The 13,512-nt window shown below is 63.4% G+C and carries 13 protein-coding genes; 5 read left to right on the forward strand and 8 right to left on the reverse strand.

Going from position 1 to position 13,512, the window contains the following annotated elements; genetic code table 11:
* Position 1 precedes the first annotated feature (1 nt).
* The 5 genes from HX899_RS09415 to HX899_RS09435 are packed head-to-tail and all read left to right on the forward strand — an operon-like array spanning position 2 to position 4,475.
* On the forward strand, positions 2–844 hold the full coding sequence (locus HX899_RS09415; RefSeq protein ID WP_138389962.1) for a carbohydrate ABC transporter permease: 843 nt from the start codon (positions 2–4) through the stop codon (positions 842–844).
* Entirely contained in the window at positions 844–1,899 is a 1,056-nt protein-coding gene (locus HX899_RS09420) for an ABC transporter ATP-binding protein (protein WP_138334010.1), read from the forward strand. Before HX899_RS09415 ends, HX899_RS09420 begins: the two co-directional genes overlap by 1 nt.
* Positions 1,899–2,678, forward strand: a complete 780-nt coding sequence (locus HX899_RS09425; RefSeq protein WP_181292309.1) for a glycerophosphodiester phosphodiesterase — start codon at positions 1,899–1,901, stop codon at positions 2,676–2,678. Before HX899_RS09420 ends, HX899_RS09425 begins: the two co-directional genes overlap by 1 nt.
* Positions 2,662–3,666: a LacI family DNA-binding transcriptional regulator gene (locus tag HX899_RS09430; RefSeq protein WP_181292310.1), complete on the forward strand. Its 1,005-nt coding sequence runs from the start codon at positions 2,662–2,664 to the stop codon at positions 3,664–3,666. The genes HX899_RS09425 and HX899_RS09430 overlap by 17 nt, the downstream gene beginning before the upstream one ends.
* A complete protein-coding gene (locus HX899_RS09435; RefSeq protein ID WP_181292311.1) occupies positions 3,666–4,475 on the forward strand; it encodes an inositol monophosphatase family protein in 810 nt (269 codons plus the stop codon). Before HX899_RS09430 ends, HX899_RS09435 begins: the two co-directional genes overlap by 1 nt.
* 49 nt (positions 4,476–4,524) lie before the next feature.
* Here the strand turns inward: HX899_RS09435 and HX899_RS09440 are convergent, their stop codons facing one another.
* From HX899_RS09440 to HX899_RS09475, 8 genes are all read right to left on the reverse strand, one after another.
* Entirely contained in the window at positions 4,525–6,180 is a 1,656-nt protein-coding gene (locus tag HX899_RS09440) for a diguanylate cyclase (protein WP_181292312.1), read from the reverse strand.
* 129 nt (positions 6,181–6,309) lie between these two features.
* On the reverse strand, positions 6,310–7,173 hold the full coding sequence (locus HX899_RS09445) for a glycerophosphodiester phosphodiesterase family protein (protein ID WP_181292313.1): 864 nt from the start codon (positions 7,171–7,173) through the stop codon (positions 6,310–6,312).
* 168 nt (positions 7,174–7,341) lie between these two features.
* A complete protein-coding gene (locus HX899_RS09450) occupies positions 7,342–8,436 on the reverse strand; it encodes an aminotransferase class V-fold PLP-dependent enzyme (RefSeq protein ID WP_181292314.1) in 1,095 nt (364 codons plus the stop codon).
* A 13-nt stretch (positions 8,437–8,449) separates the two neighbouring features.
* A complete protein-coding gene (locus HX899_RS09455) occupies positions 8,450–9,229 on the reverse strand; it encodes an ABC transporter ATP-binding protein (RefSeq protein ID WP_181292315.1) in 780 nt (259 codons plus the stop codon).
* The gene (locus tag HX899_RS09460) at positions 9,226–10,014 is read right to left on the reverse strand and encodes an ABC transporter ATP-binding protein (RefSeq protein ID WP_181292316.1); all 789 of its coding nucleotides are present in this window, start codon (positions 10,012–10,014) and stop codon (positions 9,226–9,228) included. The genes HX899_RS09455 and HX899_RS09460 overlap by 4 nt, the downstream gene beginning before the upstream one ends.
* Positions 10,011–10,844, reverse strand: a complete 834-nt coding sequence (locus tag HX899_RS09465) for an ABC transporter permease (RefSeq protein ID WP_181292317.1) — start codon at positions 10,842–10,844, stop codon at positions 10,011–10,013. Before HX899_RS09465 ends, HX899_RS09460 begins: the two co-directional genes overlap by 4 nt.
* Positions 10,841–11,830: an ABC transporter permease gene (locus HX899_RS09470; protein ID WP_138334028.1), complete on the reverse strand. Its 990-nt coding sequence runs from the start codon at positions 11,828–11,830 to the stop codon at positions 10,841–10,843. The genes HX899_RS09465 and HX899_RS09470 overlap by 4 nt, the downstream gene beginning before the upstream one ends.
* Before the next feature lie 40 nt (positions 11,831–11,870).
* Positions 11,871–13,481, reverse strand: a complete 1,611-nt coding sequence (locus tag HX899_RS09475) for an ABC transporter substrate-binding protein (RefSeq protein ID WP_181292318.1) — start codon at positions 13,479–13,481, stop codon at positions 11,871–11,873.
* Positions 13,482–13,512: the final 31 nt, after the last annotated feature.

Raw genomic sequence — 13,512 nt, forward strand, 5'->3', positions numbered from 1 at the left:
CATGGCCGAACGATCGCAGCCCTCGGCAAATTACCGCAACTGGCCTGTCATAACGGCGTTGACGATCGTCAGCCTGCCGCTGCTACTCATGTATCTCTATCTCTTCCTCGACACCGTGACGGTGAAGCAGGCGGACGCGCTGCTGCCTTCGGGCTTGACAATCAATCACTGGCGCTTCCTGTGGCAGACGACAGAGGGCAAGGCGAACATCTGGCAGGTGACTGTGAATACGCTGCTGTTTGCCGCCTGCACCACCAGCCTCGTGCTTATCGTCTCGTCGATGGCCGGCTATGTTTTGTCACGGCTGAACGTGCCGGCGCGCGGCTTCTTCCTTGCCGGCGTCATGGTGCTACATGCCTTCCCCTCTGTGACGCTGATCATCGCAATCTTCATCGTGCTGCAAATGATCGGCCTCTACAATTCGCTGCTCGGCGTCATCCTGGTGAAGGCGGCGATCGACCTGCCGCTCGGCATCTGGCTGATGAAGGGCTTCTACGACACCGTCCCGTGGGAAATCGAAATGGCCGGCGTCGTCGACGGCGCCTCGCGTTTCCGGGTCTGGCGCAGCCTCGTGCTGCCGCAGGTCAAGCCCGGCATTATGGCGCTTGGCCTCTTTTCTTTCCTCTCCGGATGGGGCGAGTTCATCCTGCCGCAGGTGCTGGCGCCGGGCAACCAAGTGCAGGTGCTTTCGGTCTATCTCGCGGGCTTCCTCGCCGACGATAACAACTATGACTTCAACATGTTCAAGGCGGTCGGCGTCTTCTATCTCGTTCCGGTGCTGATCGCTTACGCGCTCTTCAACAAATATCTCATGAACATCTATGGCGGCGGGAGCAAAGGCTGATGCGCATCCTCCTCGACAATTTTTCGAAGAGCTTCGGCTCCACCAAGGTCATCGAGAACATGACGCTCGAAGTCGGCAACGGCGAGATGCTGGCGCTGCTCGGCCCTTCCGGCTGCGGCAAGTCGACGACGCTGTTTTCTGTCTGCGGCATCCACCGGCCGAGCGGCGGGCGCATCCTCTTCGGCGACCGCGACGTCACCGACCTGCCGAGCCAGGCCCGCAATGTCGGAGTGGTCTTCCAGTCCTATGCACTCTATCCGCACATGACGGTTACCGAGAACATCGGCTTTCCGCTGAAGGTGAAGGGCATGCCGGCCGCCGAAATCCGCAAGGAAGTCGACCGCATCGCCGCCCTCGTTCAGATCGGCAACCTGATGGGCCGCAGGCCGGCCGAGCTTTCCGGCGGCCAGCAGCAGCGCGTGGCGCTGGCCCGCGCGCTGATCCGCAAGCCAGATGTGCTGCTGCTCGACGAGCCGCTCGCCAATCTCGACGCCAAGCTGCGCCTCGAAATGCGCTCGGAAATCCGCCGCCTGCAGCGCGAGACCGGCATCACCGCCATTCTCGTCACCCACGACCAGGTCGAGGCGATGAGCATGTGCGACCGCATCGCCATCATGAAGGAAGGCGAGATCGTTCAGATCGCCACGCCTGCCGAAATGTACAATGATCCGAAGACCGCCTTCGTCGCCGGCTTTCTCGGCAATCCGCCGATCACCTTCCTGCGCGGCGTCGTGGACAAGGGCGCCTTCATCATCCCGCAAAGCGAGATCCGCGTGCCGCTGCCGGATTCTGTCGGCGCCGCCGAGGGCACGAAGCTGATGCTCGGCGTCCGGCCGGAGCATTTTACGCCGGCAGGCGACATCGCCGTGCCGGGCAAGGTCACCTTTGCTGAAACACAGGGTCGCGAGAACCTCTACGACGTGGCTCTTGCCGGCGGACCGCTGCTGCGCTCGATCCAGCCGGTGCGCAGCGATATCCATGTGGGCGACGACGTCCGCTGGGCGATCGACAGCCGCGGCATATTCGTCTTCGACGAAAATGGCAGGAGGCTCTGATGACCCGCGATTTCTCGGCATTTTTTGAGCGTTACGGCTGGCCAACGGCCAAGGGCCGGCTTCCCTTTTGCATCGGCCATCGCGGCGCCAGCGGCCATGAACGCGAAAATACCATCGCCGCCTTCCGCCGCGCCGCCGAACTTGGCGCTGAAATGTGGGAGCTCGACACGCAACTGACCAGGGACGGCGTGGTCGTCGTCTCGCATGACGACCATCTCGAGCGCGTCTTCGGCATCGACCGCCGCATTTCCGAGATGACGGCGGCGGAACTTGCCGGCCTCGACGGCGTTGACGTGCCGAGTTTTTCGGAGGTGGCCGCACTCGGCCGCGAGACCGGGACCGGCCTCTATGTCGAACTGAAGGCGCCTGGGACCGGCATGCGCTGCTGGCAGCACCTTGCCGAGATGAACCAGCGTTTCGCCTGTCTCGGCTCCTTCGACACGGCACAGGTGCGCGAACTTAGCGACGCGGCCTGCGATTTCCCGCTTTCGGTGCTGATCCGGGTCGGCCACGAGCCGCACGCGCTCGCCGACGAGGCCGGCGCCGATATCGTGCATCTATGCTGGGAGAGGGCAGGCGAACGTCCGCAGGATCTGGTGACCGACGCGCTGATGCGCCGTGCCTTCGATGCTGGCCGCGAGATCGTGCTCTGGCACGAGGAACGGCCGGCTGTTCTCGATGACCTCATGAAGCTTCCGGTTCTCGGCATCTGCACGGATCTGCCCGATCTGATGCGGCCGCCTGCGGCTAAGGAAAAAGCAGTTGGCAGACAGGGATAAGGGACCGCGTAAGGCAACCTCCTTCGACGTGGCGCGCGTGGCCGGCGTCTCGCGCGCTGCCGTGTCGCGCGCCTTCACGCCGGATGCCAGCGTATCGCCGAAGACGCGTGAGAAGGTCTATCAGGCGGCCAAGGAACTTGGCTACCGGGTCAACTATCTTGCCCGAAGCCTGACCAACAAACGCTCCGATCTCGTCGGAGTCGTCGCCGCCGGCCTCGACAATCCGTTCCGCACTTTGCAGATCGAGAATCTGGCGAGAGTGCTGATCGCCCGCAATTTCCGCCCCATCCTGCTGCCGACCTCGCAAGAGGCGGATACTTCGACGGTTATCGGCCAGCTGCTCCATTACGCCGTGTCGGGCGTCATCGTCACCTCGGACGCGCCGCCGACCGAGATCTGCGAGCAATGCGCAGCCGAAGGCGTGCCGATCGTGCTGATCAACAAGGGCAACGACATCCCGTTCGTCGACCGCATCATCTCCGACGACCGCATGGCCGGCCATCTCGCCGCCACGCATCTGATCGACGGCGGCGTGCGAAAACCCGCCGTGATGGCCGCCCCTGCCATATCCTATACGGCGCGCCGGCGCAGCGAGGCCTTCCTGGCACGCTGTAAGCAGCTCGGCGTCGAGGCCCAGTTTCTGCAGGTCAGAATCAACGACTACCGGAGCGGCTATGATGCGGCGGCCGAACTTGCCGCATCCGGCATCGACGGGCTGTTCTGCGCCAACGACTACATGGCCTGCGGCGTCATCGACCGCGTCATGCAGGGCCGCGGCCGCGATGATGCGCCGCCGCTCTCCATCATCGGCCATGACGACATACCTCAGGCGAGCTGGACCGCCTACGATCTCACGACCATCCGTCAACCCTGCGACGTTCAGGCCGAAAAGACGATCGACCTGCTGATGAGCCGGATGGCTGAACCGGACCTGACGGCGCGTGTCGAATTTACGCCGGTGACACTGATCAAAAGAAGGACCGCCTGATGAACTCCGCATTCGACGCCGCTGCCATCCGCGCACGGGCGGAGGTCGCCATCACCGTTGCCCTCGAGGTCGGGCGGGAAACGGCCCGGTTTCGGCACGAGTCTGAGCTCGGCGCGCTTGCCGTCGAGAACAAGGGACTGCAGGATTTCGTCACCATCGCCGACAGGAGGGCCGAGCAGGCGATCCGCGAGGGGCTGCTCTCGCGCTTTCCGGATGATACTTTCATGGGCGAAGAAAGCGGCGGACGATCGGGCGAGGGCGGCACCTGGGTTGTCGATCCGATCGACGGCACGACCAACTACATCAGAGGCTTCCGGCACTGGGGCGTCTCGATCGCCTTCGTCGTCGGCGGCAAGGTGGAGATCGGCGTGGTCTACGACGCCGCCGGAGACAAAGTCTTTCACGCCGTCCGCGGCGGCGGCGCCTTCAAGGACGGTCTTCCGGTGCATGCGGCTGCGACCGTCGATCCGGCCAATGCGCTTGTCATTCTCGGCCATTCCCGCAAGACGAGCTTCGACGATTACCTCGCGCTCTCGCGGCGGCTCCACGAACGCGGCATGGATTATCGCCGCATGGGTGCTGCCGCCATCGACCTCGTTCGCGTCGCCGAGGGTGCCGCCGATCTCTATTACGAACGCCACCTCAATGCCTGGGACATGCTCGCCGGCGCGCTGATTGCCGAAGAGGCCGGCGCTGTGGTGGCGATGCCGCCGGTCGACAGGCTGCTTGCGCAGGGCGGACCCGTCATCTCTTACTCGCCGGGGCTTGCCGGCGAATTCGCGTTCATCCTCGACATCGAGGGGCTATAGATACACCTTCCCAGAGACGCGATCCGCCTGATTGGCGAAACTGCGAGCGTTACCCAACAACGCGATTGCGGCCGCTCTTTTTCGCTGTGTAGAGATTCTGATCGGCGATCGCCAAAATCTCGTTCGGAGACTTGGCAGACAGGGTACCGGCAACACCGATGCTGATCGTGACGTGCAGCCCGTTGCAGATCTCGAACCAGTCCCACTGTTCAATGGCCGAACGCAGCTTTTCGCAGACATCGGCGGCGCCTCGGGGGGCGCCGGCGAGCAGGACGACGAATTCCTCGCCGCCAAAGCGAACTGCCTGATCGGTAATTCGCAACTGGCTGCGCAATATGGCTCCAATGGTACTCAGGACCCGGTCGCCGATCATGTGAGAGAAGTTGTCGTTGATCGACTTGAAGTGGTCGACATCCAGCATCGCGATGGAATATGGACGCTTCTCAGACGTCAGCTCCTTAAAGCGGCTGTCGAGATATTTGCGGTTATAGAGCCCGGTCAGCGTGTCCAGATAGACGGCACTGGCAAGGATATCGGTTTGCTCCTGCAATTTCTGATAGGAGGCCTCCAGCGTTTCTGCGCGCTTCGTCTCCGTTTCGGCAACTTCCTTGAACCGCCTGGTTTCATAGTAGATTTCGGCGAGACGTGCGCGCTGCTGGGTTCTTTCGGCGCTATTGCGCAAATAGGCTTGGTGATATTTCTTATGGGCCGCCAGCGCCGGATCGAACTGTCCCAGCCCCTCATAGGCCTGCGACAGATAGAGATAGATCTGGATACAGGAATCGAAACTGCCGCCGTCGTCGATCAGCTCCACCGCCTCGAGCAGCGGCGACAGGGCTTCCGCGAATTTTCCGGAATTGTTGTAGATCTGGCCCAAGGTGTAGAGATATTGCTGCCTGTCCCTGACATAGCTGTTCTCTTGAAATAGCCGGTAGCGGACCATGCACTGGAGCGCCTTGTCATGTTCGCCCAGGTGGCTGTGGAATTCGGCTTTATTGCCGAGACAGATGCGAGCAGCCCAGCTATCGCCGGTCTCGGTTGCGATGTCGAGCGCCTGTTCGGTCAGTTCCAGCGCTCTCACCAGCATCTGGCGTCCTTCCCCCGGCTGGCCGAGCGCCTCCGCGATATATCCGCCTTCCGAATGAGCGCCGCCGAGATTGATGAGCCACCAGCATTCGTAGGTCTTGTTGCCGATCGATCTGGCGAGTTCGACGGACCTCTCACTCATCAAGATGGCCCGGTCGGGCTGCTTGTTGTACCAGAAGATAATTCCAATGACGTTGGTCGCCAGGCTTTGCGCTTTCAAGTCTGCGGTCTTGTCGGCCAGATCCAGCGCGCGGGTGGCTTCTTCGATCGCTTCCTCGGGCAGGCCCAGTTCCAAGAGCAACCATCCGGAATAGGCCCGGGCATAGGATTCCTGTTTGGGTTCCTCGTTTGATTTCCAGAAGTCTACCGCCCGGCGGACATGCGTCAGTCCAAGTTCGGCCTTGCCGATTTGAAAACAGTACCAGGCAATGTCGGTGTCGCATTGAGCGGCGAGCCGATCGTCGCCCCGCGCCTTGGCATCGGCAAGAATTTCGCCGGCCAGTGTGAGTGCCTCAACCGACCGGCCCGTGCACCCAAGATGCCACGCTTCCTGCAAGCTGGAATGTGCTTGTTGCGCAATTGCTTTAGTATCAACAACTTGCATATCGAACACCAACATTTGTCTGCTGGATATGCATAGCATCAGAAGCTTAAAATGATGCAAATTACGCAAAACATGCGACAAGCCGATAAGTAGAGTATCGAAAGCGGCTCACATCTTTCGAAATGATGCTCCAACGCTCGCCGGTTAAACCGCCATGCGGCGGCGCCAGGCGCGTTCGGTCGCCGGCGCCTCGTCGGTGGTGATCTGATCCGGCGTCAGGGCCATCAGCGCCGAAAAGCTTTGCCATTCCTCTTCGCTGAAGCCAGCCTCCGGATCCTTCAGGGTGAAAGTCCAGGCATCGACACGTTTGCCTTCGTCCCTGCAGAGCGCGATCATATCCAGCCCCGCATTGGCGGCATCAAGGATCAGCGGCCAGTGCAGGTAGATCGTGTCCGGTTCGGTCGGGCCGCGCAGGTCAGCACGCAATTCCGTCTCGACCGCCTTCCAACCGTTGGCCTTCCTGATATCGTAGAGCTTGTCGGTCGGATCGATGCCGCGCAGGAGATGTGGAAGCTTCTCCTTGACCGCGACGATGAGGTCGAGACTGTCGCCGCTGACGATCACCGAGGCGGCGATATCCCTAAAATGCGCGGCCAGATGCTCGACGCCCCTGGCGCCGATCGCTTCAAAGTCGTCCTTCATGTCGAATTGCAGCAATGCGGCTGGATGTGTCGATTGCATCATGGCAGCCAGATCCTCGCTGAGGATCAGCGGCCGGTCGCCCTCTCGCATCCTGATATCGCTGAGGTCACTGACGCTCTTTTCGGCGACCGGTCCATGACCAGTCGTTTCGCCTTCGAGTTCCTTGTCGTGCAGCACGACGAAACCGCCGTCGGCACGTACGCGCAGATCGAGCTCCATCGAGGCGCCTGACGCAAAGCCCTCCGCCATCACTTCGGCTGAGAACAGCGGATCGGCAAACTGCTTGCGCAACCGGTGCCATTTCAAGCGGGTGCGATGCCCCTTATGCGAAATCTCCAAGCCCTGCACATCTAGCAATCTCGTCATCTGCACCAAGTCTCCGCGATGCCACTTTCCTGCCTTGACGAGCCGTGATTATCAAGGGCCGAGTACGGCTTTCATCCGGGTGCCGGAAAGTTTTCGTCAGGCTGGGCTTAAGTCGGGCTGGCGGCCTTGTGGTCGCCGACAGGCCTTCCCGGCTCTGAGAACATCCTATCAGCGGCTATAGGCCGCCGACATCGCCTCCGAAGCGGCTGCGATATCCGCGGCATGGCCGGCCTGCCTGAGGGCCGCACCATACGCCACGACATTCGAGAGCACCGTCTGGAATGCAGCGCGCGGCCCAGTATGGTTCAGCCGCACGAGGCGGGCTGGCGCGGTTCCGACGCCTTCGCTCAGCTCGACCCCGAGCTGCCCGGCGGTTGCGATCAGCGCGGCAGGCGCCAGCGCCTCCGGCACCGGCACCGCCGTCACCAGGTTCGAAGCCTTTGCTGCCGGTACCCAGGCCGAGGCTCCGAGTGCGGCAAGCCCTGCCCGTGTCGCCGATGCCGCCAGAGCGTGGCGAGCGACGACATTCTCCAGGCCTTCGGCCTCGATGCGGTCGAGCGCCGTCTCCAGCGCGAAGAATTCCAGCGGCGCCGGTGTTCCCGGCAGGCTACGGCGGCCGCCGTCGATCCAGCTCTTCAGATCGGCCAAAGACAAGATCGAATCGCGCGGGGCGCCGTCTCTGAGGATCAGATCCCAGGCGCCGCCGCTGACGGAAAGTGCGGACACGCCGGCCGGGCCGCCGAGCGCCTTCTGTGGCCCGATCACCGCGATGTCGATGCCGAGATCGCCGACATCGAACTGATGGCCGCCGACCGAGGCGACCGCATCGACGACGGTGACGATGTTGCGAGCCCGGGCAAGCGCCAGTATCTCGGGCAGGGGGTTGAGAATGCCGCTTGCGGATTCGGCATGAACCAGCGCCAGCACATCGATGTGAGGACCGGCGTCGAGCGCTTTTGCCACCGCCTCGATCTCGACCGGCAGGCCTGGCTCGGCGACAATATCGGCGACCGTCGCACCGCCCCGCCGCAGCCATTGCCCGAACCAGCCGCCATAGGGGCTGGTGATGATATTGAGTGCTGTCAGGCCGGGACGCGCAAGACTGACGGCCGCCGCCTCCAGCGCCACCACCGCCTCGGCCTGCACCAGCACTATGTCGTTGCGGCTGCGCAATATGCCGCCGATCCTGTCGGCAAGGACGGCGTAACGCTCCGCGGGATAGGAGGGGACGCCGTGCAGGGGATTCCAACCAAGATCGGACATGACTACTGCTCCTTCAGGATGGATCGGTGACGAGTCGGGGGACGGCGGCAACGAGCGCACGGGCGGCCTCCGATTGCGGCGTGGCAACGACCGCCGCTGCCGGGCCGATCTCGACGATCCGCCCGCCATCCATAACGGCGATGCGGTGCGAGACGGCGCGGACCACGGCAAGATCATGCGAAATGAACAGACAGGCAATGCCCTGTTCTTTCTGCAGATCGACCAGAAGCTCCAGGATCCTGCCGCGCACGGTCACATCGAGGGCAGACACAGCCTCGTCGAGCACCAGCAACGAGGGCCGCGTCGCAATCGCCCGCGCAATCGCCACACGCTGCCGCTGGCCGCCGGAGAGTGCCCGCACCGGACGGGCGGCATGATCTGCGGTGAGGCCGACACGCTCGAGCAGATCGACGATCTCCCCAGAGCGCCGGTCTCTTGCGACGCCATGGATGCGAAGCGGATCGTCGAGCACTGCACCAACGCTCGCCACCGGATTGAAGGCGGCGAGCGGATCCTGAAACACCATCTGCATACGCGCCCGCCGGCGGCGCAAAGGCGCGCCATTCAGCGCGAGCCAATCCTCTCCCTCGAAACGGATCGAGCCGGCATCGGCAGCAACAAGCCGCAGCAGGATGCGCGATAGCGTCGATTTTCCACTGCCGGAGGCGCCGACGAGACCGAGCGTTTCCCCCGCCGCGATGGTGAGCGACACATTATCGAGAGCGGCAATCCGGCGTCCCGCCGACGAAAAACCTTTCGACAGGTTTTCGATGGAAAGCAGCCTGTCGTTCATGACGGCACCTCCACGATCAGCGGCGGCGTCGCGAGGTCTCGATGGCTGGCGATCAGGGCGGCGGTATAGTCGCTCTTGGGCGCCGAAAGCACCGAACGGACGGGGCCTGCCTCGACCAGCCTCGCATTGCGGAAGACGGCGATGCGGTCGACGAAGCCGGAGGCCAGCGCGATGTCGTGGGTGATGAAGAGCAGCGTCATGCCGTCTTCGCGTACGAGCCCGTCGAGCAGGCGGACGATCTCGGCCTGGACGACGACGTCGAGCGCGCTGGTCGCCTCGTCGGCGATCAGCAGCGCAGGCCTCGCGGCAATCGCCGCCGCAATCGCCACGCGTTGGCGCTGGCCGCCGGAAAGCTGATGCGGAAAGGCCCGCATCGCCTTGTCGGGCTGCGGTATTCTCACCCGCTCAAGCAATTCCTCGGCCCTGATATAGGCCTGTTTCCAACTTAGGCCGAGATGGCGTCTGGCGCCCTCGGCGATCTGTTCGCCGATCGTCAAAACGGGATTGAGGCTGGAGCCCGGATCCTGGAAGACGAGGCCGAAATCGCGGCCTGGGCGGGGCGGATGGCCAAGGCCGGGCCAGAGTATCTCGCCGCCGACCTTCGTTCCCTCCGGCAGCAGGCCGGCCAGCGCGCGGGCGAGCGTGCTCTTGCCGGAGCCGCTTTCGCCGATGATCGCCAGCCTTTCGCCGGCGGCGATATCGAGATCGACGCTGTCGAGTGCGGCAGCAGCGCCGCGCTCGTAGGTGACTGAAAGCTGCCGCAGGCTGCAGAAGATGCCGCTCATGCCGCCCTCACACCGTTATCGCCGAGCGCCTTGCCGAGACCCTCGCTGAAGAGATGAACGCCGAGTACGGTGATGGCGAGTGCCGCCCCCGGTATGACCGAGAGATAGGATGCCGAACGCAACACGCTGCGGCCCTCGGCGATCATCGAACCCCAGGTGGCGATATTGGGATTGCCGAGGCCGAGGAAGGATAGCGCTGCCTCGGTGAGGATCGCACCGGCGACGATGGTGGCCGAAAGCGCCAGCACCGGCGGCAATGCGTTCGGCAGGATTTCGCGGAAGGCGATCTCGGCGGGATGCATGCCGATCACCCTTGCCGAGGCGACATAATCCTGCTCGCGGATCGCCAGCACCTGCGCTCGCGTCAGCCGCGCCGGATCGGCCCAAGTGCCGAGTGCGATGGCAAGGACGACAACCGGCGTCGACACGCCGATGGTGCTGACGAAAGCGAGGGCGAGCAGGAAAGCCGGCACGATCTGGAAGGCGTCGACCACCCGCATCAGCGCCTCGTCGACGAGCCCGCCGGCAAAACCGGCCGCAAGGCCGACGCAGAGCCCAAGCACCATGGCCGCAAACGCCGCCGCCAGGCCAACGGCAAGCGAGGTTCTGGCACCATAGAGCAGGCCCGCCAGGACGTCGCGGCCGAGACGGTCGGTGCCAAGCGGAAAAGCCGGATCGACGAACGGCGCCAGCAGGGCGCGGCCGGCAATTTTCAGCGGATCGCCCGGCGAAATGACGGGAGCGAGCAGCCCGGCTAAAAGCAGGACGAGAAGGATCGCAAGTCCGGCCACACCTTCCGGCGTGCGCAACAGTCGCCGCAGCCAGCTCATACGCCGCCCTCCGAAGCGCCGATGCGCGGGTCGAGTGCGGCATAGACGAGATCGACGAGGAAATTGACCGAGATGACCAGGACGGCGCTGGTGACGATGATGCCCATCAACAACGGCGCGTCACGGCCGTTGACCGCCTCCTGCGCCAGCCGCCCGAAGCCCGGGATCGCAAAGATGCTCTCGATCACCACGCTGCCGCCGAGCATGGCCGCCGATTGCAGTCCGAGCATGGTGACGAGCGGCAACAGCGCGTTGCGCGCGACATGGCGCAGCACGATCCGGCTGCGCGACAGACCCTTGGCGCGGGCGAAGAGCACGAAATCGAGCTTCCAGGCCTCGGCCATGCCGCTGCGCATCACCCGCAGAAACAAGGCGAGATAGATCAACGCCAGAGCGCCGACCGGCAGAACGAGATGATCGGCGATATCGAGCGCGCGCGAAAATCCTGTCTTGCCGGAAGCGATCGTCGCGACGCCGGCGATCGGAAACCAGCGCAGCTTCACCGAAAAGGCGATGCTCAGCACTAGGCCGAGCCAGAAGCTCGGAATGGCATAGACGATCAGCGAGCCGATCGACAGCAGCCGATCCCGCAGACCGCCCGGCCGCGCCCCGGCAAGGATGCCGAGCGCCGAGCCGAGGCCGAAGGATAGCGCCGTCGCGCTGCCCATCAGGAGCAGCGTATTGGGCAGGCGTTCGGCAATGAGCGCACCGGCCGGCCGGCCGAAGGCGACCGACCAGCCGAGATCGAAGCGTGCGAGTGAGGAAAGATAGAGCCAGAGGCGCGCGAACATCGATTGGTCGAGGCCGTAGCTCTCGCGCAGCGACTGCCTAAGTGCGGCATCGCCGCCGCCGATCGAGCCAAGATAGGCGTCGACGGCATCGCCCGAGGCGGATTCAAGCAGGAAAAAGGTGAAGATCACCACGATCAGCAGCACCGGAATGCTGCTGATCGCCCTGCGCCTCAGGAGGATGATAGCACGTCTCACGCCGGACAGGGCCTCTGGAAGAGAATTGCCGCCGATCCTATCACGATTGTAGCGCCGTATCGCCCCAGTTCGAGACAGCCCAACGCGGATTATCCGCAACGCTGAGCACGCTGTCGCGCGCGACGGTGATGAAACCCCATTCCGCGACGTTGATCAGCGGCAGATCGGCTGCGACGAGCTGCTGGAACTTGCGATAGAGATCGGTGCGCGACGCCGTGTCGACGGTCTCGGAGGCCTGTTTGATGATCTTGTCGACCTCCGGATTGACGTAGCCGCCCTGATTGGAGAAGGGCACGCCGGCTGGCGTCCCGGACTGGACGAGAATGGTGGTGGAGATCGCCGGATCACCGCGGAAGACCGGCGGACCGACGGCGAGATCGAAGTCGTGGTCGGTATAGACTGCCTTCTGGTGCGCGGCCGCATCGGCATTGACGATTTCCGCATTGATGCCGATCACCGCGAGCGCCTGGCGAAGGTAATCGCCGAACTGCCGGGTCTCGTTGAAATAGGGTGCGGGGCGAAGCTTCAGGGTATAGCGGTTGCCGTCAGTCCCTTGGCTGTATCCTGCCTTGTCGAGGATATCGTTGGCGGCCGCAGGGTCGAACGCATAGGTCGCGACATCGGGTGTATAGAACTGCGGTGCATTCTTCGGCACCGGCCCGGTCGAAGCGGCGGCGTAACCGAGGAAGATCGTATCGACCACGAATTTCTTGTCGATCGCCTGGGCGATCGCCTGCCGCACCCTGAGATCGGCCAATTCCTTGCGGCGATGATTGATCTCGACGACGAGTTGGTAGGTCAGGGCCTCATAGCCCTTCGAGATCACTTTGATACCGGCGACCTTGGAGATACGGTCGAGATCGGCCAGCGGCACAGCTGAGAAGGCGGCAAGCTGGATTTCCTCGGCTTCGAGTGCTGCACCCGCCGACTCGCGATCGGGCAGCACCCGGAAGATGATCTCGTCGAGTTTCGGCTGCTCCTTGCCCCAGTAATTCTCATTGCGCGTCAGCCGGTAATATTCGCCGGGCTTGTGTTCGGCGAATTTGAACGGACCGGTGCCGATCAGCGTGTTGTTGGCAGGGTTGGTGGCGATATCGGTGCCGTCGAAAATATGCTTGGCGACGACGCTAGTGACAACAGGCAGGGCGTTGCGGATCAGCTGGAACGGCGTCGGCTTGGAGAAGCGGAAGATGGCGGTGTAATCATCGGGCGTATCGACGGCTTCGAGATTGGCGAAGACCAGGCGGCCGAGATTCTGCAGCGGCTTCCAGATGTTAAGCGCGGAGAAGGCGACATCGACCGAGGTGAACGGCTTGCCATCGTGCCAGGTGACGCCGTCGCGCAGCTTGAAGGTGACCGAGAGGCCGTCATCCGAGCCCTCCCAGGAGGTCGCAAGGCGCGGTGAAAGCCCGTCCTTGCCGTCGAACGACGCTTCGGCGAGCGGCTCGATCACCTTGCTGGCGACGAAGAAGACGCCGTTCGAGGCGACGATGGCAGGGTTGAGGTTCTTCGGCTCGGAATCGGCCGCAACGATCAGTCGGCCGCCGCCGGACGCGGTCTGCGCGAGCGCCTGCCGGGCGAGCGCCGTCGAGGCAAGCAGTAGGGCAGTGCCCTTCATCAGCGTGCGCCGCGAGATAGATGATACGGTCATGACCCCTCCTGATCGGTGAACAATTCGCCAG

This window comes from Rhizobium sp. WYCCWR 11146 (genome assembly GCF_013591995.1).
Classification (GTDB): Bacteria; Pseudomonadota; Alphaproteobacteria; order Rhizobiales; family Rhizobiaceae; genus Rhizobium; species Rhizobium indicum.